We start from the raw sequence: 24,631 nt of genomic DNA on the forward strand, positions 1-24,631 counted from the left end.
TAGGCGCTTGGATCTTTCAAATTCCTCAGGGTCTGTAAATTTTGAACAATTGTTCTGGCCCAATGCTGAAATAGTCGGCGGGCCCACCGCCACGCATCACGTGTTGTGCGTTGGCTGTGTCGTAAATGCCATCGCTGATCAAGCGTTCTTCAATGTGAACGCCAATCACCTCGCCAAACACCATCCAAGTTTCAATCGATTCGCCTTGTAGATTTTTCATCTGCAAAATTTGAGTGCACTTGCACTCAAAGCTCACGGGGCTTTGCGCCACACGTGGCACCTTGATCAGTCGAGAGGGTGCTGTGGAAAGGCCAGCGATCTCAAACTCATTGACCTCTGGTGCCACTGCCTTGCACGTTTGGTTCATGGCTTCCACTTGAGGCTGCGTAACCAAGTTCCAAACAAATTCGCCAGTGGCTTCAATGTTGTTGAGCGAGTCTTTTCGGCCGATGCTAGAGAAGCCAATGAGCGGCGGCACGTAGTTGAAGGCGTTGAAAAAGCTGTAGGGTGCCAAATTCAAAACACCGTCTGCGCTTTGCGAAGAGATCCAGCCGATGGGCCGGGGACCCACAATGGCGTTGAAGGGGTCGTGCTTGAAAGGATGGCCTAGGCGAGGTTCGTAAAAATGTGTCATGGCTGTATTTTAAGAAGCGATCTTGATGAAGTTGGCTTGGCTGGCAATCTCTGAGCGAGCTTCATCGGACAAGCGATTGAGGTTTTTCAATTGCATCAGCATTCGTGGGTTTTTGGCCAAAACATCCACATGCCTGTTCAAGTAATCCCAATAGAGTGTGGTGAAGGGGCAAGCCGTATCTCCTGTGGCCAAGGCTGGATTGAATTTGCAGCCTTTGCAGTGGTTGCTCATGCGGTCGATGTATTTGCCACTGGCCACATAAGGCTTGCTGGCCATCACGCCACCATCGGCAAACTGGCTCATGCCCAAGGTGTTGGGCAACTCCACCCATTCCACGGCATCGACATAAACGCTCAAATACCATTCATGGACTTCTTTGGGCGCAACGCCCAACAGCAGTGCGTAAAGACCAGTGACCATCAAACGCTGGATGTGGTGGGCATAGCCGTGTTCCAAAGTTTGATGGATGGCGTCGCGCATGCAAGCCATGTCTGTTTTGCCCGTCCAATAAAACGCGGGCAGTTTGGCGGTGGCCTGCATTTCGTTGCGCTCAACGTACTCGGGCATCTGAGTCCAATAGATGCCGCGGACATATTCACGCCAACCCAAAACTTGTCGAATGAAACCTTCTGCAGCGGGCAAGGGGACCTGGCCTTGTTGGTAGGCTTTTTCGGCAGCTTCCACGACTTCTCTGGGATTGAGAAGTTTCAAATTCAGTGCGCTTGAAATGTGAGAGTGATACAACCACACTTCACCTTCCCACATGGCATCTTGGTACAAACCAAAGGAAGGCAAGCGGTGTTGTATGAAACTGTCTAAAGCTTGCAGCGCTTGATGTCGTGTCACGGGCCAGCCAAAGCTGCTGAGCGCGCCGGGGTTTTGTTGCAGTTTGTCTTTGACCAAGGCCATCACTTCCAAAGTGATCTCGTCGGGTTCAAACCTCAGGGGAGCTGGTAACTTGCCCGGACCTTGCTTGCCAAAACTGCCGCGGTTCTCTTCGTCAAAGTTCCATTGACCACCCACAGGCTTTTTGCCTTCCATCAAGACACCTGTCTTTTGGCGCAGTTCTCGGTAAAAGAATTCTTGACGCAATTGCTTGCGACCTTTGGCATGCTCAGCGAATTCACGCACCGTGCTGAAGAAATGTGTGTCGTCCCTGATCTCAAGGCTTAGGCCCTGTTGCTTTGCCACAGCGCGCAAACTTTGCAAGACGCGCCATTCTCCAGGTGCTGTGATCACCAGTTGCTGCGGTTGATGTGCCTGAATGGCTTTTTCAAGTTCGCCGGCCAAGGTGCCCGTGTTGTTGGCATCGTTTAAACGTGTGTAAAAAACGGGCCAGTTTTTGTCAAGCAAGCTTTTCGCGAAGTGCCGCATCGCACTCAGAAACAGCGTGCTGCGTTGCTTGGAGGAGGGCACATGGGTGGACTCCTCCATCACCTCTGCCATCCAAATGGCGTCTTGCTTGGGGTCGAAGTCAGCCAAGGCAGACGAGTCTAGGTTCAATTGATCGCCTAGGATCAAAACCAAATGTCGAAAGGACTTAGCCATGCTTTGCCGCTAGCGTGTTGTTGGGCGTGCTGTTAGATTTGTTTTTGCGACAAGCCTCAGAGCAATACAAAACCTGATCCCAGTTTTTGGCCCAAGCTTTGCGCCAGGTCATATCGCGCCCGCACACAGTGCAGGGCTTGCTGGGAAGGCTTTGTTTGTTGCCCTTGAACGTGATCTTCATGGGGCTATTTTGACTTGAACCTGCAAGCCAGTGCATACCGACTTGATAATGTCCCTAGTTAGACCGACATGAAACCAGAGCCCAATGCAGCATGCCCAAATCGCTTGAATCTTCCAAACCCTTGAGCGCCGGCGATATCTCCGCGGTCATTCAAATGGCTTGGGAAGATCGAACCACGTTTGAAACGATCTACGAAAGAACGGGCGTGACAGAACCCGGCGTGATCAAAATCATGCGAGCCGAACTCACGGCCAGTTCATTCAAGATGTGGCGCACCAGAATGCGGGGCAGGGTGACCAAGCACCGCGAATTGCGGAGTGCCGAAATGAAGTTCGATGATCGGGCCATTGCCGACCATCGAAGGGCGAACTGCTAATTCAGCGTTGAGCCGTTGCTGATCAACGGCCGAACGAACGGCCGCCGCCGTTGCCACCACCATAGCCGCCACCGCCGCCAGAGCGACCACCACGGCCGCCACCGCCACCAAATCCGCCGCCACCGCCGCCGCCATGACGGCGAGGACCACCACGGCCACCGCCCGCCAAGCTGTCGATGCTGGTGCGTGTTGGATCGGGTTGACCTCCGCCGCCACCGCTGTTGCGACGAGGTGCACCTTGACGTGCAAATTGGTTGGTCATGAGCGGATCAATGTGACGTGGCAATTCGTCGCCACGGGGGCCACGGTCATTGCGTCGGTCGTTGTGGCGGTCATTGCGATCGTTGAAACGATCGGAGGGCGCGCCATCAAAACTTCTTTCGGGACGATCTTGACGATCCCCGCGTGGGCCTTGTGAAGAACCGCCGCGACGTGATGGGGGAGGGCCGTTGCGTGAGCGTCCTGCTGCACCCTCGGGGCGAGGCTGGCCACCGCCACCGCCTTGGCCACCGGAGCGACCGCCACGACCGCCACCGCCACCTTCGCCGGCAGCGCCTTTGGATTCGCGAATGCGCTGCATCATGTCGGAGCGCGCAGCTTTGGCTGCAGCTTGCATCACATCACGGCTGGGTGGGCGACCCGCGCCGCCCCACAAAGTCTGGCGACCCATGGCAATGGGTTCCGCTTTCTCGCCTGGCTCGGGGCCAAAACCTTCGAGCAATTGAACTGGAATTTCTTGCTTGGTGAAGCGTTCGATTTCCATCATGAAACCTTCTTCGTCCAAGCACACCAAACTCACCGCTTCGCCGCTGGCGCCAGCACGACCCGTACGGCCAATGCGGTGCACATAGTCTTCAGAGACGTTGGGGATTTCGTAATTCACCACGTGTGGCAAATCTTCAATGTCGATGCCGCGGGCTGCAATGTCGGTGGCCACCAAGGCGCGAATATCGCCGCTCTTGAAACCTGCCAAAGCTTGTGTGCGTGCCGTCTGACTTTTGTTGCCGTGCAGCGCCATGGCTTTGATGCCATTCTTGGTCAAATACTCGGCCACATTGTTGGCGCCAAACTTGGTGCGAGTGAACACCAGCACTTGGCTCCAATTGTGTTGGTTGATGATGTGCACCAGCACTTCTTTTTTCTTGCCGCGACCCACAGGATGGATCACTTGAGAAATGCGCTGCACGGTCGTGTTGCTGGGCGTGACTTGAATGCTTTGTGGGTTCTTCAACAGCGTGGCGGCCAAGTCGCGAATTTCATCGCTGAACGTGGCAGAGAACAGCAGACTTTGCTTTTCTTTGGGCACCAGGGCCAAGACTTTCTTCACGTCATGGATAAATCCCATGTCGAGCATTCGGTCCGCTTCGTCCAAAACCAAAATTTCAATGCTCGACAAGTCGAGCAGGCCTTGGCCTTGCAGGTCGAGCAGGCGACCCGGTGTGGCAACCAACACGTCGACGCCGCGCTTGACACGGTCAACTTGGGGTTTCATGCCCACGCCGCCAAACACCACGGTGGATTGGAGGCTGAGGTACTTGCCGTAGTCTTTGACAGACTCTTCAACTTGGGCCGCCAATTCGCGGGTGGGGGTGAGCACCAAAGCGCGGATGGCTTTGCCGCCAAATTTGTTGCGACCGGCCTCGGTCAGGCTGAGCTTGTGCAGCACAGGCAGCATGAATGCAGCAGTTTTGCCGGTTCCTGTTTGGGCACCGGCCAACAGGTCGTGCCCTGCCAAGACGATAGGAATCGCTTGGGCCTGAATGGGCGTGGGTGTGTCGTAGCCTTGCTCTTGCACGGCTTGCAGAATGGCCGGAGCCAAATTCAATTCTTCAAATTTCATGATGGAGCGCTTATAGCGGCGCATGGCATCGGTTTGTCAGGCTGTTGGGAGACAGCCGCCAGTCAAAGACCGATGGGATTCACAGGTGGGCATGGAAACCACAGGCGAGAGCCTGGGTCAAACCCCAGCAGAAGTGCTGATGTTGCGGCAACTGGAGGCGGCAACAGGCTGATTGTCGCATGAAACGCAGCGTTCAAAAATTAATTCAAAAGATTGAATTTGTAACCCAGATGGAATTTTTTGGTGTTTAATTTAAAGTTCATACCAAATCCATTGAATTCGCCTTCATGAACATCTCCTCATTTCAAGCCTTGTGGGTGGTCAACCGGCGCTTTGGCATTCAATGCTTGATTCAAGTCATGTGCGGCCTGATCGCCATGGGCTCTGCGTCGGTGGCACTTGCCGAAACAAGCCGCTTAGATAAAGTGCTTCAAGCCAAGGAACTCAGAGCCTGTATCTGGCCAGAGTACTACAGCATTACCTACCGCAACCCCAAAACCCGCGAACTCAGCGGCATCGACATTGCCCTCACGCAAGAATTGGCCAAAGAATTGGGGGTGAAGGTGCGCTACGTTGACAGCAATTTTTCTCAACTCTACGACGCGCTAGAGCAAGACCGTTGTGATGTGGCCACCCACGCCATTGGTATCACGGCAGAGCGTTTGGCGCGCTTGCAGTTTTCGCAAGCCTATTTGAAGAGCGGCTTGTTTGCGGTCACGCTTAAAAACAAAGAAGGCCTGCAATCGTGGGACAGTCTCGATCAACCTGGTCGCGTGATTGCAGTGGCAGCTGGCACGCTGATGGAGGGCATCATGGCCAAGTCTTTGAAGAAAGCCAAATTGGTCAAAGTCCAAGCGCCGGGTACGCGAGAACAAGAAGTGCTGTCGGGCAGGGCGGATGCCTTCATGACCGACTATCCCTACAGCTTGCGAATGATTGAGTTGACCGATTGGGCGGCTGTCATTCCTGCGCCCAACAACATGCCCACCACCGAATACGCTTATGCATTTGCCAAAGGCGACAACAGTTTGCTGCTGCGCGTTGAGGCATTTTTAAGCAATGCCAAAAAAGATGGGCGTTTGTTGCAATTTGCCAAGCAACACAATTTAGACCCTATCGTGGTGTTGAAGTAAGCTCAACAAGCAAGCACTGAGTTCATGGCAATTGAAGTGGGTCATTCAAAGACATCGGCCGCGCTAGGGGTCTACCGGTTTGGTGCGGCAGTTGCCTTGTTCATTGGGGTCGTGTCGTCAGTGTATTTGTGGCAAGACAGGCAAGATACATTGGCGCGTGAACAAGCCCGAGGTGAGTTGCTGACACGCATTTTGTTCAATCATGTCAGTCGAACCTTAGAGTCCACCACCACCCTCATTACAGCCGTCAACCAATGGTCAGATGCCGACTTTCGGGATCAAGCCAAACTGCAAACGGCCATCGAAAAATCAAGCTTCATCCGATCTTTGTCGATGCTGTCGGAAAGCGGGCAAGTCTTGGCCAGTTCCGAAGAAGGGGTGGTTCATCACGTGGTGAAGTGGGCCTCTATGGGGCTTGAACGCGATGTCGGCAATGATTTGGCGGCGGGTCGCTGGCAGCCTGCGCGCAACCTTTTTGATCTGAACAATGGTCACGCGGGTCTGAAAGACATTGCCGTATTACCTCTGGCTTTGCGCACACAACGGCCCAATGGCCAAGTTGTTCGTTGGTTGGCGTTGATCAATCCAAAGGATTTGATCGATGGCTTTGCCGAGTCTGTGGATGCCGATTGCGATGCTGTCTACGTGTTTGATTATGCGGGTCGCATTTTGGCCAGCAGTTCAAAGCGATGGTTTCCCAATGATCAGGTATTTGGCAACATGCCGGCTGTTCAAAGTGTGTCTCGCAATCAAGAGTTTGGGCGTTACCTGCAAACCCAAACGGATGCGAAACAAGATGTTGAAAAATTGGAAGTTCATTTCCGAACGTCAGCCAATTTACCAGTGACGGTGGCTGTTGCCATTTCACGCAGCAGCGTAGAAGCGCAGTGGTGGTTGTCTTCCAAAGGTGTATTGGCGTTGTCGGTCATGATGTTGATCGCCACATATTTGCTCACCAGGCACATTGCCGCCATTTGGGTTCGGCGCGAGCAAGACAGCTTTGCCATGGCGCGTGCCTTGAATGCGGCCGAAACTGCCAACCAGGCCAAGTCCTCATTCTTGGCGCAAATGAGCCATGAAATCAGAACACCGATCAACAGCATGGTGGGCATGACCGAGTTGGCGCTGGGGACCCCCTTGAACCCGGAACAAAAGGGTTACTTGGAAATGTCTCGCACGGCATCCAAAAGTTTGCTGCGACTGATTGACGACATTTTGGATTTCACACGCTTAGGTGCCAATCGACTGACCTTGGATCGCACGGCCTTTGATTTGCACACGGCCTGTCAGCAGGCCATGAAGGGCTTCGCTTTTCAGGCTGAACAAAAAAAGATAGACCTTTATTTGGTGATCGATCCCGAGGTGCCCCAGTGGGTCATGGGCGATCCATTGCGATTAGGCCAAGTCTTGCAAAACTTGTTGGGCAATGCTTTGAAGTTCAGTGACACAGGATGGGTCAAACTTCATGTTCAATTTTTGTCGGAGCTGAACGCGCAAGTCAGATGTTCATTTGAAGTGACGGACACAGGCATTGGTATTCCGATCGAAAAAATGCATGTGATTTTTTCACCCTTCAGCCAAGCCGATGCGTCTGTCAATCGCAAATTTGGAGGCAGTGGTTTGGGCCTGTCGATTGCCAAGAACTTGGTCAATTTGATGAAGGGCGAGATCAGTGTTCATGCGCGCGAAGAGGGCGGCAGTGTGTTCACCTTCACGGCGCAATTTGAGCCGCTGACCCATGCCGACATTGAACACCAAGACACACGTCTGCAGGGTCATGGTTTTGATGCTTTGTCGCACTCGGTGGATGTGGTGTTGATCGAGTCCAATCCGTTTGCCCGAGAAATTTTGAAAACACTGCTGGCATCCCAGCAAATCACACCTCAAGAAATAGTCACCCCTGCGTCACTGCAGACTTGCTTGGAAGCGTGGTTGCAGCAAGGCCTTTCGCGTCAAACATTGTGGGTCATTGATCACAGCATGCTGGCCTTCATTGAGCCTGCCTTCATGTTGGCCCAAGACGCTCAAATGTGGCGCCAATTGTCCTGGGTGGTGCTATCGGATTTTGGTTTGAACCATGATGTGCAAAACCTGTGCGCAGTGGCCCGCACCTTGGGCGTCAAAGTGGCCAATTTGTACAAGCCGATCACGGCCCAAGAATTGAACAGAACCCTGATTCAACTGACCCAGCGGGATGAGTTGAGTGATCAACTGACCTCAACTCAAAAGCCTAAAGCGCAACATGCGGGCCATGTCTTGGTTGTGGAAGACACACCCATGAATCAGCAGTTGGCGCAGTGGACTTTGCAAAAGTTGGGGTGCACAGTGGACATTGCCGAGAATGGCGAAGTTGCGCTGCAAAAAATCCGCACATCAGCTTACGATTTGATCTTGATGGACTTGCAAATGCCCGGCATGGATGGGCTCACGGCCACCTACGAAATCCGGCGCATTGAAATCACCGAGGCTTTGCGAATGACGCCCATCGTGGCCATGACTGCCCACGTGTTGGACGAGGACCGCGTTTTGGCCCAAAAGGCAGGCATGCAAGACTTTCTCATCAAGCCAGTGTCTGCGTCTGAATTTCAGCGTGTTTTGAAACGTTTTTTATAAGCAAGCTCGCGCTATGAGCCTGGCCGCAGTCGATAATCCTGACTAGATTCTCAGACAAACGCAAGCTTCATTTCATGGCCCACGCACTTCAACCAGGATTCATGGTGTTCCATGGCAACCGCCTGGAAGACCTGCGCGATCTCACGTTAGGCTTGCTGAAAAACAATCCCTTGCCGCCCTTGGTGCCCGAAACTCTGCTGGTGCAAAGCAATGGCATGAAGCACTGGTTAGAAATGGCATTGGCCGACGACAGTGCCATGGGCATTTGTGCGGCCACCCAAACCGAATTGCCCTCCAGCTTCGTTTGGCGAATGTACCGCTTGGTTCTGGGGCCCTCGGTCGTGCCGGTGGCCATGCCTTTTGACAAGCAAGCCTTGGTCTGGCGACTGTGGCGATTGCTGCCCGAATTTGCACAAACCCATCAAGTGGCCCCCTTGCTGGCCTATGTCAAAAACGATCCCTTGGGCCGGCAGCGTTATCAATTGGCGCAGCAAGTGGCCGATGTGTTTGACGGCTATCAAAGTTACCGTGCCGATTGGCTAAGCGATTGGGCCGAAGGGCGCTTCGTTTTGCAGCACATGGGTGAACGCAAAGCCTTGGCGCCCGATCAAGTGTGGCAAGCGCAGTTGTGGCAGTTGTTGCAGCAAGATGTGATGCAGACCCAAGTGCCCGAGTTGGCTTCGCAGTGCGTGTCCCGCGCAGAAGTGCACTCGCAATTCATGCGCAAGGTGCAACAACCCAGTGCTTTGATGCCAGAAGGTTTGCCGCCACGCATTGTGGTGTTTGGTATCTCCAACTTGCCGTTGCAGGTGGTGGAAGCCTTGGCGGCTTTGGGGCGTTGGTCGCAAGTCGTTTTGATGGTGCAAAACCCTTGCCAAGAATATTGGGGCCATGACATGGACCTGATGGCGCAGCAAAATTCTTTGCTGGCTTCGTGGGGTCAACAAGGCCGCGATTATTTGCATGCCCTTGAGCGCTTTGACCAACCCGAAAATGCCTTGAGCTTGATGAGCAAGCAAAGCTATTTTGTGGACCCTGCAGACGTCACTGCGCAGGCAAAGCCCACACGCTTGCAAAAAATTCAATCCGACATTCTTACCTTGAATCCGATGCCCGCCGCGCCAGAAGCGCTGGTCGACGATGGCAGCATTCAAATGGTCCAAGCACATTCTGCCCAACGCGAGGTCGAAATTTTGCATGACCGGCTTTGGGATTGGTTTGATCACAACCCCGCGTGGAAGCCTACGGATGTGATGGTGATGGTGCCCGACATGGCCACATTTGCAGCCCACATTCAGGCCGTGTTTGGCCGTTTTCCGCCGCAGCATCCACGGCACATTCCGTTTTCTGTTGCCGATACCACGCCTAGGCAAGTGCCTTTGGTGCAGGCGCTGGAGTTTTTGCTGAACTTACCAGAGGCCCGCATCACTTTGTCTGAGTGGCTCAGTTTGTTTGAAGTCTCAGCGATTCGTCGCAAGTTCCAAATGGACGAAGCCGATGTACACACCCTGAAAAACTGGTTGCAAGCGGCGGCTGTGCGTTGGGGTTTAGATCTGGCGCATCGCCAAAAGTGGGGCATCCCCACTGACATGCCGCATGCGCAGCAAAACACGTGGGCCTATGGCTTGCAGCGTTTGCTCTTGGGCTATGCCGCAGGTCAAGCTGATGGCAACGCAGCGTGGCAAGGTGTCTTGCCTTTACCGCAAGTGGCTGGCCTCAGTGCGCTAAAGGTGGGGCATCTGGCCAGTTGGCTAGAGGCTGTGGCCATCAGCCTTGAGCAGTTGTGCCATGCGCACACGCCTGCCCAATGGTCTGCGGTGATGCATGATTTGATGGCGCGCTTTTTTGAACCCGACAACGAAGCCGACGAGCGCATGTTGCTCCGCCTCAAACAAGAACTCACGCAATGGCAGTCGCTGTGTGATCAAGCGGGTCTGTCTGAGCCCTTGCCACTGACGGTGGTTCGCGAACATTGGCTTTCGGCTTTGGAATCGGCGGGCTTGCAGCAACGCTTCTTTGGCGGCGGCGTGCAGTTTTCCACCCTGATGCCCATGCGCGCCATTCCCTTTAAAGGCTTGTGCCTGTTGGGCATGAACGATGGTGCCTATCCTCGCCAAAGCACACCACGCGATTTTGATTTGATGACCGATCATTGGCGTGCAGGCGATCGCTCGCGACGCGAAGACGATCGCTATTTATTTTTAGAGGCATTTTTGTCTGCCCGTGAAAAGCTGTACATCAGTTGGCAAGGCCGACGAAGCACTGACAACCAGCTCATGCCGCCTTCGGTATTGGTCTCGCAATTGCGCGATGCCCTCAAAGCACGGTTTACGCCTGAAACACCAGCCTGCCTGCAGCCCTTGCAAGCTTTTTCTGCTCAATATTTTCAGCCGAATGCGAAGTTCTTCACATATGCGGACGATTGGGGAAAAGCGCAAGCTGCGCGTTCAGCTTTGATGGCTGCAGTTCAGCCACCATTGTTGAAAGAAGTACCAACGCAATCAGATGCCGATTTGCCCGTCATCACAGAATGGCCGATCAGCGAATGCATGCGCCTGCTCAAACAACCCGTTGAGGTCTATTGGCGCAGTCGATTAGGCGTGCAACTGAAGGGCCCCGAAGAGGCGCTGCAAGACGATGAGAATTTTGCACTCTCTGGCTTAGACCGTTACTTGGTCGGCCGCTCATTGCTTGAAGCGGACGACATCGCGCAACATCTGGAAGCAGAAACTTTGATGGGGCTGCTGCCCATGGGTGCAGCGGGTCAAGGCGTGTTGAAACAACAGTACGAGGCAGCGCTGCGCGTCAAAGACCGCGCCGCACCTTATTCTGAAAATTACCCCACCGAATTGGCCGCGCTATCCATTGATCTGTTGTTGTCCATGCCTTGGGGCAATGTGCGCATCTCAGCTGAAATAACCAATTTGCGTCAAGGCGACTTGGGGTATTTGCAAATCACCAGCCGACCCGGCGCAGTAGCCACGGGTCAAAAGGACCAACAAACTGCACGTGCAGATGTCCTGATCAATTTGTGGCCCAGCCATGTGTTGATGTGCGCTGCGGGATACAAGGTGCGCTCTGTTGCTGTGGGTTTGGATGGCGTGGCGGTTTTGCCAAGCTTGGAAGCAGAAAGCGCCAAGCAATTGCTCTCCCAGTGGTTAACGGTTTATCGCCATGCTTGGGTACAGCCCTTGCCTGTGACGTTCAAGGCAGGCTTGGCCTTTGTAACGGAGCAAGCCAAACAGGCGCAAGCCAACAAAGAGGCGAATGCCGACCTTCGCGATGAGCAGATGTTGGCGCAGTCTTTGGAAAAATCTTTAGACAAAGCCAGCAAAGCCTTTGCCGACAACTTTGCAGAAGACACCGACTTGGCGCGTTCTTTGTATGTGCAACGTTCGTTTGATCATTTTGATCTTCTGCGCCATGCGCTCCCTCAGTGGGCGCCTTTGCTGTACGAAGATTTGATCCGAGTGGCTTGCATGGAAGGTGAGGCGCCATGAGCAATATGAGCACCTTGGCCACTCACAAACTCGATGTGTTGAAACTGCCCCTTCAAGGCATTCAACTGATTGAAGCCAGTGCAGGTACCGGCAAAACTTGGACGCTGGCAGCCTTGTATGTGCGCCTGATCTTGGGCCATGGTTGGCAAGGTCAGGGCTTGATGCCACCGCAAATTCTGGTCATGACCTTCACAGAAGCCGCCACCGCTGAACTGCGCGATCGCATTCGCTCACGCTTGGCGCAAGCAGCGCAGTTTTTCAGAGGCCAGGTGCAAGACGCAGATGATTTTCTGCGCGATTTACAAGCCACGCTAGGCACCGAGCACAATGCTGCGCATGCCGCGCGTTTAGAAGAGGCAGCGCAGTGGATGGACGAGGCCGCCACCTACACCATCCACAGTTGGTCCAGTCGCATGCTCCGGCAGCACGCCTTCGACAGCCAAAGTTTGTTTGACCAGAAACGCTTGGACGATGCGCCTGCTTTGAAGCTGAAGTTGGTCAAAGATTACTGGCGTGAATTTGTCTATCCACTGGAGGGTCAGCAGCTTGGGGCCCTCAAGGCTTTGGGGGCGACACCCGATGCGCTTTTGAAAAACATCCAATCGCATTGGCAGAAGTTTGAAAAATCGCCCGGTGGATTTCCCGACGCGTCGCAAGACCCTGATCCTCAAGCCGCCTTGAAGGCGTGGGCGCAGTGGCGATCAACGTGCGATGAATTGGAGTCGACTGCGCGGCAGTTGATGGCCGAGCACATGGCCATCGCTTTGAATCAGTTAAACAATGCACTGGCCAAAGACCTGAAGGGCAACATCTATGTTCCCAAGAAGCATGGCTACTTTATTTCTCACTTGTCGGAATGGGCCTCCGGTGAAGAAGCCGACATCGACACCCTGAAAAAGTTCACCCTTGAAAAGCTCAATGCCAGCTTGAAAAAAGATGCGTCGCCAATGCTGGATGCGCACGGTGTGTGGTCGGCCATTGGCCAGTGGATGATGCACCTCGAAGCAGAACCCGATGTGGGTGTGGACCTGCTTCAACACGCTGCAGTCAAAGTGGGGCGTGCCTATTTGCAGCAAAAGAAAAACTTGGCCAGTTTTGATTTTTCAGATTTGCTGCAACGACTGCATGCAGCCTTGCATGCGGATGGCAGTCGTTTGCCCGCCATCATTCGCGCGCAATTTCCAGTGGCCTTGGTTGATGAGTTTCAAGACACTGATCCTTGGCAATACGAATCCTTGTCTTGTATCTACGGCGCCAACTCATCGCCGGAACAAGATCACGCGCAATCACTGACGCCCAGCGCGTTCTTGATGATTGGTGATCCAAAGCAAGCCATCTACAGCTTCCGCGGTGCAGACCTGCCAACCTATTTGAACGCACGTCATGCCGCTGAATCAATTTGGACTTTGACGGAAAATTTCCGTTCCAGCCAAGAAGTGGTCCATGCGGTCAATCATCTCTTTGTTCAAGCACAAGCGCCATTTGGAGAAGTGCCCTTTGAACAGGTGCAAACGCCTACACCGGCCAAAGCCACAAGCCTGCTCTTTCCAAATGGGCAAAAAGTACCCGCGCTGACGGTGTGGCACCTACACGCAGACAAACCCCTCAGTGGCACCCAGTATGGCGACGCCATGGCGCACATTTGCGCCACCCAAATGGTCAGCTTGCTGAACCAACGCGTTGCGCAACCTGGTCACATGGCCGTGTTGGTACGAGACGGCAATGAGGCCAAAAAAATTCGACAAGCCCTCGCTCAACGCGGTGTTCGCAGCGTCTACTTGTCCGACCGCGACAGTGTTTATGCCACCCGCGAAGCGCTTGACCTCGCTTGCATCTTAGAAGCTGTTTTGCAGGCGCGCAATGCCAAGCTGCTGCGCGCCGCTTTGACCACGCGCACTTTGTGTTTAAGCCTGGCTGAAATTGAACAGTCGATCAACGACGAGGCCGCATGGGACATCTGGGTCGAGCGCTTCAATGCTTGGCACACCACGTGGCAGCGTCAAGGCTTTTTGCCCATGCTCTACAAAATGGTGCACGAGCAAGACATCGGCAGGCGCATGCAGGCAGAGGGTGACACCGCCGAGCGGCGCTTGACCAACCTCTTGCATTTGGGTGAGTTGTTGCAGTCTGCCAGCCTCAGTTTGCAAGGTGAGACAGCGTTGTTGCGGTTTTTAACCGACCAATTGGCCAACCCGCAAGCGCAAGGTGAAGCGGCGCAAATGCGCCTTGAAACCGATGCGCAATTGGTACAGGTCATCACCTTTCACAAGGCCAAAGGCTTGCAGTACCCCCTGGTCTTCTTGCCGTTTGTGTCCAACTTCCGAGAGGACAAGGACGAGTCACTTCGCTCCCCTGAAGAGCGCTTGCAAGAAGACATTCGCTTGTTATACGTGGCACTCACCCGGGCCCAGCAAGCCATGTGGATGGGCGTTGCCAAGCGCAAGGACGATTTCAAAGCCAAAGAAGCACAAGCGCAAAGTGCCCTGAGCGTTTTGTTGAGGCGCACATCGGTCGATGACTTGCAAGAGAAATTGCAAAACTGGGCTGCCTGCGAAGACATCGACGTGGTGTCTGCGCCTGAGGCCAACGACCATTTCTATGAGTCACCTCAAATCACGCAAGAAGAAGCGCCAACGCCAGCCAGACAACCGACACGCACCTTGCCCCGCTCGGGATGGACCGCCAGCTTCAGTGCTTTGACCCGTAATTTGTCCGGCAGCCATGCGCTGTCCTTGGGTTCGGACTCTGACTCGGGCTTGGCGCGGGAGGCGCGTTGGTTAGATTCGCAAATCGACAACCCGGTTGCAAAACCCGACGACCTGAATCCTGAAGAAACCACGGCCAACACCATCGCCTCACAGCCTTTGTACAACGCGTTTCCTGCAGGCAGTGCCTACGGCACTTTGCTGCACGACATCTTTGAATGGCAACTCAAAGAGAGTTGGCCATTGTTGCAGGAAGCGCACGCCATTTCTGCAGAAACCAACATCCGCTGGCAGCGCTGGTGGCAAACCCAAGCCGACAGCTTGCAACTCAGCCCCGAGCACCAAAACCTCTGCCTGCAACTCATTCGCCAATGCGCCTCCACTCAATTGGAACAATTGGGGTCAGATCAACATTGTTTCAGTTTGTCCCAACTGAACAGCCTCAACGCGTGGCCCGAAATGGGTTTCACATTCAAAACACATGGTGTGTCAACACAGCAAATTGACCATCTCATCAGCCAAGCGGTGCATCCAGGCCAAGCGCGTCCCAGCTTGCAAGCGCAACAACTGAATGGTTTGTTGACAGGCTTCATGGACATTGTGTTGGAACATCAAGGTCGCTATTACGTGCTCGATTACAAATCGAACAAGCTACCCCTTTACACACAAGACAGCATCGAGGCCAGCATGTTGAGCCATCGCTATGAAGTGCAATACACCTTGTACATCTTGGCCGTTCACCGTCTTTTGAAATCGCGCTTGAAACATTACAACTACGAGCAGCACATTGGCGGCGTGCTGTACCTTTACTTGCGCGGCATCGACCAAGTGGGGCAGGGGGTGTATTTCAACAAACCACCCCTTGCGCTGATTGAAGCCCTCGATGACGCTTTCAAAGCGGTGCCATCTGCTGTTGCCGTGGAGGGTGTCGCATGAGCTTGCAACTTTCCACTCTGCCAAAGTTCAATGTGCCTCAACCCTTAGCCGCTCCAGCCGGTTCGGCCACTTCAGTCACTTGGCCGTGGACGCCTTTGGATGTGGCCTGGTTGAAATTTTTGAATTCGCATCAAGCCAGCACCGATCCTTTGCATGATGTGATGGCGCTGTTGGTCAGTTACCAAATGGGACGCGGCCACGCCTGCTTAGACTTGGCTTTTTTATGGCAAGACCCGTCGCATTTGCTCGACTGGTCGGATGCGCAAGTGAAAGCCTTAAAGCAGCAAAGCACGCATGCAAAAGAGGCACCCGCAGACTTGTTTTCTGAGACCGTGAACCCATGGGCCGAGGCCGCCAAATCCATGCCATGGGCAATGGGTGATCATTCGCCCATGGTCTTGTCCAAGCAGGCGGACGGTCAGCCTCGACGCGTTTATTTAAGGCGTGCATGGCAAGCAGAGCAAAGCATTCAAGCCGCCATTCAAGTGCGCCTGGCCACTCAGTTCGAAGTACCCCAAGATACTGAAGAAAAACTCAAGGCTTTGTTTGGTGATGAAGCGCAAGCCACAGATTGGCAGCGCGTTGCATGTGCCAAGGCTTTGCGCGCTGGCATCACCCTCATCACGGGCGGCCCTGGCACCGGCAAGACCACCACCGTGGTTCGCCTCTTGGCATTGCTGCAAGGTGCGGCGAAAGATCAACAGCAAACTTTGCGCATTCATTTGGCCGCCCCCACAGGCAAGGCTGCAAGCCGTTTGAGTGCATCGATTCAATCGGCTTTGGCCAGTTTGCCAGAGGGCTGGGCAGAGGGCATTCCTTCCCAAGCGGTCACCTTGCACCAACTGTTGCAATACAACCCAGATGCTGCAGCTAGAAAAGCCCCCATCTTGGCCACTGACTTGGTGGTGGTCGATGAAGCGTCCATGATTGATTTGGAACTGATGGCCCGCTTGATGGCGTGTGTGCCTGCACATGCACGATTGGTTTTGTTGGGTGACAAAGACCAATTGGCCTCGGTCGAAGCAGGTGCTGTGTGGTCGCAATTGTGCGAAGGTGCAGTGCAGTCGGATGAGCAAACACAAGCGCACAACAACACCGCCTACACATTGACTGAACAAACCGCTGTGCTGCATGTCAGTCGGCGCTTTGATGCTAACAGTGCCATCGGTCAATGGGCCAAGCTGATCAATGAAGGTCAGCACGAAGCGCTCAAAGAACAATGGCAGGCATTGCCCATCACCGGTCAATCGCCGTCCGATGAATTGACGGAAATTCAGCGCTGGCCAGACGCATGGCGCGAAAGATCACAGGGCGCATTGCATCCCGAGGTGGTGAATGCTTTGAAGTTGGGCTGGACGCATTGGTTGTCTGAGTTAAAGCCGCTTCTTCAAACAGGCGCAGTGTGCGACAACGCGCAAGCTTTGAAATTGATCAACAGTTTTTCGGAATTTCAGGTGCTGTGTGCTCTGAGACAAGGCGCCTGGGGCGTGCAAGCCTTGAACGATCGCATTGCAGTGGCTTTGGGCCTGAGTGCCAATCGTGACAAGAGCTTTCAGCCGCAGACTTCGAAAGATAACTGGTTCGTTGGCCGACCCATCATGGTCACGCGCAACGACTATCACTTGAACCTCATGAACGGTGATGTAGGTCAATGTTTGCCAACCGCAAACGGATTGCGCGTGGCATTCCCAGATGGCGAAGGTGGCGTGCGTTGGGTTCTGCCTTCGCGCCTGGATGCGGTAGAAACCGTGTGGGCCATGACCGTTCACAAATCACAGGGCTCTGAATACGACCATGTGCTGATGGTGCTGCCTGATCGCGATGCGCCTGTATTGACATGCGAGTTGCTGTACACCGGCGTGACCCGTGCCAAAACCCAGCTCACTTGGTGGGCTCCGAATCCCGCTGTCTTGTTCAACGCTGTGCGCCAACGGGTCACCCGAAGTGGCGGTTTGGCCGATGGCTTGTTTCATCCGGCAAAATAAGACCTTTTACAGATCCAGTGAGTTCGCGATGAATTTTGATGATATGGCCGATCAGCTCTCGGCGCACCCCGACTTCAAAGTCAAGCGACGCTTGGTGCCCATTTTGGATTTTGGCCCTGGTACGGGTGGTCCCACCCAACGCGTGTTGATCTTGGACACCGAGACAACGGGCCTTGATTGGCGAGCAGAAAGCATCATTGAGTTGGCCATGCTGGCTGTGGACGTGGACATGCAAACCGGCAAACCCGTGGGTGAGGTTGAAGTCTATGAAGACTTCGAAGACCCAGGTCGTCCTATTCCCCCCGAGATTGTCAAGCTCACGGGCATCACGGCGCAAGACGTGAAGGGTCAAAGATTGAATGAAGAAAAAATCAAAGACATGGTGGAGCGTGCTGACCTGATCGTGGCGCACAACGCTGGCTTTGATCGCCCCTTCGTTGAAAATCGTCTTGAAGTGTTTGAACACAAGGCTTGGGCCTGTTCGTTCCAAGGCATCGATTGGAAAGCCCAAGGCTTGGGCTCCGCTAAATTAGAGTTTTTGTGCAGCGAGTTGGGTTGGTTCTACGACGCCCACCGTGCACAGGTAGACTGCCATGCCTTGCTGCGTGTCTTGTCAACGCCTTTGAAATCAGACAAACCAGAAGGTGCTGTCACGGGTCTCTTGCAACTCTTCAAGGCGTCCCAAAACGCTCGCACTGTGGTCAAAGCCTTCGGCTCCCCCTTTGAAACCAAAGACAAGCTCAAATCCCGCGGCTACCGCTGGGACGCAGAAGCCAGAGTTTGGTACACCGCTGTGAAATCAGCAGACGCTTTGGATGCCGAAGCCGAATGGCTTAAAGCGGAGGTTTATGGGGGCAGGGCAGCCCGAATTGGGCTTGAAACGCAAGACGCGCGGGTCCAGTTTTCCAGTCGAAGTGGCAAATCAGGTGACCGCATCCTGTAATTTGAAAGATTTCGAGCGCTCTGAGGGCGGCGCAGGGCGCCAAAGACTGGGATAATCGCGGGTTCGGGAATTTATCTTTTCCATTCCGGAAAATGCACATTCCCCTCCCTTTTGAAGAGCATCCCAGCCATGGCCCAATACGTTTTTTCCATGAACCGCGTCGGCAAGATCGTGCCGCCGAAGCGTCAAATTCTCAAAGACATTTCCCTCAGCTTCTTCCCTGGCGCCAAAATTGGTGTGCTCGGCTTGAACGGTTCCGGCAAGTCCACCTTGCTGAAAATCATGGCCGGCATCGACAAGGAAATTGAAGGCGAAGCCATTCCCATGGCCGGACTCAAAATTGGGTATCTGCCCCAAGAGCCCCAAATGGACCCCAACGAAACCGTGCGCGAAGCGGTTGAAGGCGGCATGGGCGAAGTGAAAGCGGCGCAGGCTCGACTCGAAGAAGTCTATGCAGCCTACGCTGAAGAAGACGCCGACTTCGATGCGCTCGCCGCCGAGCAAGCTAAGTTGGAAGCCATCATTTCCACAGCGGGCGATGCGTCCGATCACCAACTCGAAATTGCAGCTGACGCTTTGCGTTTGCCCCCGTGGGATGCCGTCATTGGCAAACTCTCTGGTGGTGAAAAACGCCGCGTCGCTTTGTGCCGCTTGTTGCTCAGCCGCCCCGACATGTTGCTGCTGGACGAACCCACCAACCACTTGGACGCAGAAAGTGTCGATTGGCTTGAGTTGTTCTTGCAACGCTTCCCCGGCACCGTGGTGGCCATTACCCACGACCGTTACTTCCTAGACAACGCGGCCGAATGGATTTTGGAATTGGACCGTGGTCACGGCATTCCTTACAAAGGCAACTACTCCACTTGGTTGGAGCAAAAAGAAGCCCGCTTGGAGCAAGAACAGCGCACCGAAGACGCTCGCACCAAGGCCATGAAAAAGGAATTGGAATGGGCACGTTCCAACCCCAAAGGTCGCCAGGCCAAGAGCAAGGCCCGTTTGGCACGCTTCGAGGAATTGAGCGATTACGACTACCAAAAGCGCAATGAAACACAGGAAATTTTCATTCCGGTGGCTGAGCGTTTGGGCAATGAAGTGTTCGAATTCACCAACGTCAGCAAGTCCTTCGGCGACCGTTTGCTGATCGACAACCTCAGCTTCAAAGTACCCGCTGGCGCCATCGTCGGCATCATCGGCCCTAACGGTGCCGGTAAATCAACTTTGTTCAAACTGATTGCTGGCAAAGAGCAACCAGACAGTGGCACGATCAAGGTTGGTCAGACCGTCAAGATGGCCTTCGTTGACCAAAACCGGGACGACTTGTCCAACGAAAAAACCGTTTGGGAAGATGTGTCCGGTGGCCTCGACATCATCACTGTCGGCAAATTCCAAATGCCAAGCCGTGCCTATTGCGGCCGCTTCAACTTCAATGGTGGCGACCAACAAAAGAAAGTCGGCATGCTGTCGGGTGGTGAGCGCGGTCGTTTGCACTTGGCCAAAACACTGATCGAAGGCGGCAACGTGTTGCTGCTGGACGAACCCTCCAACGACTTGGACGTGGAAACATTGCGCGCCTTGGAAGATGCCTTGCTGGAGTTTGCAGGCTCGGTCATGGTCATCAGCCACGATCGTTGGTTCCTTGACCGCATTGCGACCCACATCTTGGCCGCCGAAGGCGACAGCCAGTGGGTGTTCTTTGACGGCAACTACCAAGAGTACGAAGCCGACAAGAAAAAACGTTTGGGCGAAGAGGGCGCCAAGCCCAAGCGCGTGCGTTTCAAGGCCTTGAAGTAATTCTTTGGCTGCAAAATTTATGCGCGGAGCTGTGCCATGAAACCCATGCGCCTTGAAGACATTCTCTTCAGCCAAGGTTTCGGCACTCGCCGCGTTTGCGCAGGCTTGGTGCAGCAGGGCTACGTCAGCGTCAATGGCGAGGTGCAAGAAGACCCCGGCGCTTTCTTCGACCCCGAAAACCTCAAGTTCAAAGTGCAGGGCACCGAGTGGCCGTACTTTGACCGTGCCTACCTCATGCTGCACAAGCCCACAGGCACTGAGTGTTCGCAAAAGCCATCCACATGGCCCAGCATTTACACCTTGCTGCCTTCGCCCTTAAGAACGCGTCCCCAAAAGGCCGCTGTGCAAGGCGTGCAAGCAGTGGGCCGCCTAGACCAAGACACCACGGGCTTGTTATTGCTGACCGATGACGGCAAGTTCATTCACCGCATGAGCTCGCCCAAGCACCACATGTCCAAGGTGTACGAGGTGACTACCAAGCACGAGATCACCTACAGCCAAGTTGAAAAATTGTTGGCCGGCGTGGTGTTGGACGACAGTCCCAAACCCGTCAAAGCCGCGGCTTGCGAAAAAGTGTCAGACACACATTTGAGGCTCACGCTCACCGAAGGCAAGTACCACCAAGTTAAACGCATGCTGGCGGCAGTAGGCAATCGGGTTGAAGGTTTGCACCGCAGTGCCATCGGCAATTTGCAATTGCCTGAAGATTTGGCGGCAGGTCAGTGGCGTTGGATTTTGCCCAGCGAACTTGAGAAATATTTCAAAGCCTGAAGCACTCGCTGGGGTTGGTCTTTGTGCGGACTGTGGCCACACTGGGACAACTTGACCACTTGGGTATGTGGCACCTGCTCAGCAATCTCATCAATCTGCGCCATGGTGCCGTAAGCATCGTCCATGCCCTGGATGGCCAACAAGGGGGCTTGAATGTGGTGCAGCAAAGGGCGAATGTCGAAGCTTCTAAATTCTTCACTCAGCCACACATCGTTCCATTGCCAAAACGCCACATCGACATCTTTGTGAAACGCCGCAAGCCTCGGCTTTAATTTGTCATAGTTGTCTCGGGCTTGAGAAATGGCCTGAATGGAAATGTCTTCCACCATCACATGCGGCGCCATGACAACGCAAGAAGCCACCTCAAATTGACTGGCATGAATCAAGGCGATGGTGCCGCCATCTGAGTGACCGATCAGCAGGGGGCTTTGAATGTTCAAGGCTGCCAGCAAAGCGGGCAAAACCACCTGTGCTTCATGGTGCATGTAGTCGGCACGAAGGCGCCCAGCGCCGCGCACATCCGGGATGCCCTCGGACTGACCATAACCTCTGCGTGAATAAACCCACCCCTCGCAATCTAAGCTTTCGCAAACTTTTTGGGGCCAATCTTTCCACAAGGCCACACTGCCCAGACCTTCGTGCAAAAAGACACAGCTGGGTTTGGGCGAGAGCGTGTTCGAGGCTTGCGCGCGAGGAATGTGGAGAACCTCTAATTCAAGACCTTTGACGGCGATCAAAGTAGGTGACGTCATGCGCACATTTTGACATCAGAATGTCCTTAATTTGTCAAAGTTAGAGGCCATGCCCCAACGCGCTGTTGCAATACCCCAGTACACTTGAGGGATGATATTTCGCGCACTGACACTCTCACTAGGCTTGGCCACTTTCAGCATCGCTTCTGCCATGTCCGCAACGCCGCAGCCAGCACCTGCCGCTCCCGCAGTTCAAGCGCCAGCGCCCATTTTTGTTTTGAATTCGCTGGATGGCAACGTCAGTGTGATTGACCCCGTCACTTGGACAGAAACCAAACGCATTCCAACAGGCAAAGAGCCCCATCATTTGTACCTCACGCCCGACGAAAAATCGGTCATTGTGGCCAACGCACTGTCCGACTCGCTCACTTTTATCGATCCACGCACAGCAGAAGTTCAGCGCGTGGTGTCAGGCATTTTGGATCCCTACCAGTTGCGTTTCTCGCCTGACATGAAATGGTTTGTGACGGTGGCCAACCGCCTCAACCACCTTGACATTTACAAGTGGGATGGCCAAACGCCCACCTTGGTCAAGCGCATATCTTCCTCCAAAACACCCAGCCACCTTTGGATAGACAGCAAGAGCACCACGGTGTGGGCCACCATGCAAGACAGCAATGAGTTGGTGGCAGTAGATCTTGCGACGCAAGCGATCAAGTGGCGCGTCAAAACTGGCACCATGCCCGCCGATGTGTTCGGCACCCCCGACGACAAGCACTTGTTGATCGGTTTGACGGGCGGCGATGGGGTGGAGGTTTATGACGTTTCGAACGGTCCTGCACAAAAAATCAAAAAAATCACAACAGGCAAGGGCGCGCATGCATTCCGTGCCATTGGTGACAAACAACACGTGCTGGTCAGCAACCGAGTGGCCAACACCATCAGCAAAATTGATTACAAAAACTTCACCGTGGTGGACCAATACCCCGGCCCAACCGGTCCTGATTGCATGGACATCACGGCCGATGGCAAAACCATTTTGTTGGCATCACGTTGGGCGCAAAAACTGAGTGTCATCGACATGAGCACGCGCAAAGTGGTTCGACAAATCAAAGTGGGCAAGTCGCCGCATGGTGTGTGGACCTTAGACCATGCGCCTCGTCAGTAAGCTCGGCAAGAAGTGCTTGGGCTGGGGCTTGTTGGCCTCAGTCCTCACAAGTTCTGCTTGGGCCCTGAATGGTGTGCCCACCACGCCGCAGTGCAAAAAGCCGGTGTACCTGACCTTTGACACGGGCCACATGGGCGTCGCGCCCCTGATCTCACAAGTGTTACAAAAGCACCAAGTGCCCGTGACCTATTTTGCGGCGCATGAAAAAACGCAAGAGGGCGACGGCACCTTGGGCCAGTACTGGGCCCCTTGGTGGAAAGCGCAAGCTGCCAATGGCCACGACTTTGCAAGCCACACTTATGACCATGCCTATTGGCGTGCCGACATCGACGCGCAACATTTCAAAATTCGGCCTAGCGCAGGTGAGCAGAATGGCCAAAATTTAAACTGGCACGCAGCGGATTACTGTGCCAATTTGAAGAAAGCCAGTGATCGTTTGGAAGTCATGACGGGGCGCAAGGCCTTGCCTTTGTTTCGCGCGCCCGGTGGCAAAACATCGCCCGCTTTGTTGCAGGCGGCCAAAGATTGCGGCTACACCCATGTCGGGTGGTCGCCTGCAGGATTTTTAGGGGACGAGCTTTCGAGTCAAACACATCCCAACCCAAAGCTTTTGGCAAGTGCCCTGAAGAACATCCGCAGTGGGGATATTTTGATGGCGCATTTGGGCATCTGGTCGCGTCAAGACCCGTGGGCACCTGCCGTGCTGGAGCCTCTGGTCTTAGGCTTGAAAGAAAAGGGTTTTTGCTTTGCCAGCTTGCGTCAGCACCCGCAATATTCGAAACTCTTGGCTGATGTGCCTCACTGAAACTCCTTAGGCTGAACGCTTCAACATGCTTTCCAATGTTGTCAATTTTTTCACGGAAGCGTTTGCTAATTTGCAAACCTTGCTGTTTGAAAATGTGGTGCTACCCATCGCCTTTAATGGCGGTGCCGGCAACCTGCTCGATGTGGCTTTTGAAGGCACGGGCTGGTTGTTGGTGGGCTTGATTCAAATTGCGATCATGGTGTGCCTGATTGCACCTTTGGAAAGATGGCGTCCTATCGAACAGCAGCCTGATGCAGCAGCCGTGCGTGTAGATGTCATTTACACCTTGGTCCAGCGTTTGGGCTTGTTCAAGTTGTTCATGTTTTTCACGTTTGAAAATGCCATTGAAACAGGCTTTGGCTTGCTTCGGGTTGAAGGTTTTCCCACTTTGAACATCGATGCCATCTGGCCAGGTGTCACCGATCAGGCTGCCGTGAGTTTTGTGCTGTACTTGATTGTTTTTGATTTGGTGCACTACCTGATTCACCGCGGTCAGCACCAGTTCAACCGCTGGTGGGCTTTGCACTCGCTGCACCATTCGCAGCGCCACATGACGCTGTGGACGGACAATCGAAATCACCTGCTCGATGATGTGATCACAGCCATGCTGCTGTCTATCGTGGCCAAGTTGATTGGCGTCGGCCCTGGCCAGTTTGTAGCTTTGGTGGCAGTCAGTCAGTTGTGGGAGAACTTGCAGCACGCTAATTTCAAATGCAGTTTTGGTTGGCTGGGCGATCGCTTGTTGATCAGTCCGCGTTTTCACCGACTGCATCACAGCATTGGCATTGGGCACGAGTCAGCAGGACGAAAAACTTTGGGTGGCCACAATTTTGGGGTTCTCTTTCCTTGGTGGGACATGCTATTTAAAACCGCTGATTTTTCCGATCGCTACGACCCCACGGGCGTTCGCGATCAAGTCGAAGAAGGGCGAGACTATGGCCGTGGTTATTGGGCTCAGCAGAAATTAGGTTTGGTTCGCCTTTTTGAGCGGAGGCTAAACGCATGAGGAA

General features: G+C 54.0%; 18 protein-coding genes. 13 read left to right on the top strand and 5 right to left on the bottom strand.

All coding sequences use genetic code 11. The annotated features are described in order from the left end of the window. Window positions 1-25: 25 nt before the first annotated feature. Genes L103DPR2_RS06540 through L103DPR2_RS06550 form a run of 3 tightly spaced genes read right to left on the bottom strand, consistent with a single transcriptional unit; the run spans window position 26 to window position 2,363 of the window. A complete protein-coding gene (locus L103DPR2_RS06540) occupies window positions 26-634 on the bottom strand; it encodes a flavin reductase family protein (protein ID WP_055360292.1) in 609 nt (202 codons plus the stop codon). Window positions 635-643: 9 nt separating this feature from the next. Beyond that, window positions 644-2,182, bottom strand: a complete 1,539-nt coding sequence (locus L103DPR2_RS06545; RefSeq protein WP_055360293.1) for a cryptochrome/photolyase family protein — start codon at window positions 2,180-2,182, stop codon at window positions 644-646. After that, on the bottom strand, window positions 2,175-2,363 hold the full coding sequence (locus L103DPR2_RS06550) for a DUF2256 domain-containing protein (RefSeq protein ID WP_055361903.1): 189 nt from the start codon (window positions 2,361-2,363) through the stop codon (window positions 2,175-2,177). The genes L103DPR2_RS06545 and L103DPR2_RS06550 overlap by 8 nt, the downstream gene beginning before the upstream one ends. A 91-nt stretch (window positions 2,364-2,454) precedes the next feature. Here L103DPR2_RS06550 and L103DPR2_RS06555 point away from each other — a divergent pair, with 91 nt between their 5' ends. Next, window positions 2,455-2,739, top strand: coding sequence for a TIGR03643 family protein (locus tag L103DPR2_RS06555; protein ID WP_055360294.1), 285 nt, complete (start codon window positions 2,455-2,457; stop codon window positions 2,737-2,739). 22 nt (window positions 2,740-2,761) lie between these two features. Here the strand turns inward: L103DPR2_RS06555 and L103DPR2_RS06560 are convergent, their stop codons facing one another. Then, entirely contained in the window at window positions 2,762-4,579 is a 1,818-nt protein-coding gene (locus tag L103DPR2_RS06560) for a DEAD/DEAH box helicase (protein ID WP_055361904.1), read from the bottom strand. A gap of 22 nt (window positions 4,580-4,601) precedes the next feature. Between L103DPR2_RS06560 and L103DPR2_RS14310 the strand changes: the two genes are divergently transcribed. The 9 genes from L103DPR2_RS14310 to L103DPR2_RS06600 all read left to right on the top strand — a co-directional run bounded on the left by L103DPR2_RS14310 (window position 4,602) and on the right by L103DPR2_RS06600 (window position 20,956). After that, window positions 4,602-4,751 carry a hypothetical protein gene (locus L103DPR2_RS14310; RefSeq protein ID WP_156339867.1) on the top strand — a complete coding sequence of 50 codons (150 nt, stop codon included), beginning with the start codon at window positions 4,602-4,604 and terminating at the stop codon, window positions 4,749-4,751. Window positions 4,752-4,866: 115 nt separating this feature from the next. Then, window positions 4,867-5,712 (top strand): ABC transporter substrate-binding protein, encoded by an 846-nt coding sequence (locus L103DPR2_RS06565; protein WP_231717698.1) that lies wholly within the window; start codon window positions 4,867-4,869, stop codon window positions 5,710-5,712. A 24-nt stretch (window positions 5,713-5,736) separates the two neighbouring features. Then, the gene (locus tag L103DPR2_RS06570; protein ID WP_055360295.1) at window positions 5,737-8,325 is read left to right on the top strand and encodes an ATP-binding protein; all 2,589 of its coding nucleotides are present in this window, start codon (window positions 5,737-5,739) and stop codon (window positions 8,323-8,325) included. Between the two features lie 74 nt (window positions 8,326-8,399). Beyond that, window positions 8,400-11,825 carry an exodeoxyribonuclease V subunit gamma gene (gene recC / locus L103DPR2_RS06575; protein ID WP_082466742.1) on the top strand — a complete coding sequence of 1,142 codons (3,426 nt, stop codon included), beginning with the start codon at window positions 8,400-8,402 and terminating at the stop codon, window positions 11,823-11,825. Beyond that, a complete protein-coding gene (gene recB, locus L103DPR2_RS06580) occupies window positions 11,822-15,466 on the top strand; it encodes an exodeoxyribonuclease V subunit beta (protein ID WP_055360297.1) in 3,645 nt (1,214 codons plus the stop codon). Before recC ends, recB begins: the two co-directional genes overlap by 4 nt. After that, on the top strand, window positions 15,463-17,451 hold the full coding sequence (recD, locus tag L103DPR2_RS06585; protein ID WP_055360298.1) for an exodeoxyribonuclease V subunit alpha: 1,989 nt from the start codon (window positions 15,463-15,465) through the stop codon (window positions 17,449-17,451). Before recB ends, recD begins: the two co-directional genes overlap by 4 nt. 28 nt (window positions 17,452-17,479) lie before the next feature. Beyond that, window positions 17,480-18,394: a 3'-5' exonuclease gene (locus tag L103DPR2_RS06590; protein ID WP_055360299.1), complete on the top strand. Its 915-nt coding sequence runs from the start codon at window positions 17,480-17,482 to the stop codon at window positions 18,392-18,394. 129 nt (window positions 18,395-18,523) lie between these two features. Beyond that, window positions 18,524-20,185, top strand: a complete 1,662-nt coding sequence (ettA, locus tag L103DPR2_RS06595) for an energy-dependent translational throttle protein EttA (RefSeq protein ID WP_055360300.1) — start codon at window positions 18,524-18,526, stop codon at window positions 20,183-20,185. A gap of 45 nt (window positions 20,186-20,230) precedes the next feature. Then, entirely contained in the window at window positions 20,231-20,956 is a 726-nt protein-coding gene (locus L103DPR2_RS06600; protein ID WP_055361906.1) for a pseudouridine synthase, read from the top strand. Here the strand turns inward: L103DPR2_RS06600 and L103DPR2_RS06605 are convergent. Continuing rightward, window positions 20,905-21,708: an alpha/beta fold hydrolase gene (locus L103DPR2_RS06605; protein WP_055360301.1), complete on the bottom strand. Its 804-nt coding sequence runs from the start codon at window positions 21,706-21,708 to the stop codon at window positions 20,905-20,907. The two genes, L103DPR2_RS06600 and L103DPR2_RS06605, sit on opposite strands and share 52 nt — an antisense overlap. A 151-nt stretch (window positions 21,709-21,859) precedes the next feature. Here L103DPR2_RS06605 and L103DPR2_RS06610 point away from each other — a divergent pair, with 151 nt between their 5' ends. Genes L103DPR2_RS06610 through L103DPR2_RS06620 form a run of 3 tightly spaced genes read left to right on the top strand, consistent with a single transcriptional unit; the run spans window position 21,860 to window position 24,627 of the window. Then, entirely contained in the window at window positions 21,860-22,816 is a 957-nt protein-coding gene (locus tag L103DPR2_RS06610) for a YncE family protein (RefSeq protein ID WP_055361907.1), read from the top strand. Next, window positions 22,800-23,621, top strand: a complete 822-nt coding sequence (locus L103DPR2_RS06615) for a polysaccharide deacetylase family protein (protein WP_055360302.1) — start codon at window positions 22,800-22,802, stop codon at window positions 23,619-23,621. The genes L103DPR2_RS06610 and L103DPR2_RS06615 overlap by 17 nt, the downstream gene beginning before the upstream one ends. Before the next feature lie 25 nt (window positions 23,622-23,646). After that, window positions 23,647-24,627: a sterol desaturase family protein gene (locus tag L103DPR2_RS06620; RefSeq protein ID WP_055360303.1), complete on the top strand. Its 981-nt coding sequence runs from the start codon at window positions 23,647-23,649 to the stop codon at window positions 24,625-24,627. Window positions 24,628-24,631: the final 4 nt, after the last annotated feature.

This window comes from Limnohabitans sp. 103DPR2 (assembly GCF_001412575.1).
Lineage (GTDB): Bacteria > Pseudomonadota > Gammaproteobacteria > Burkholderiales > Burkholderiaceae_C > Limnohabitans_A.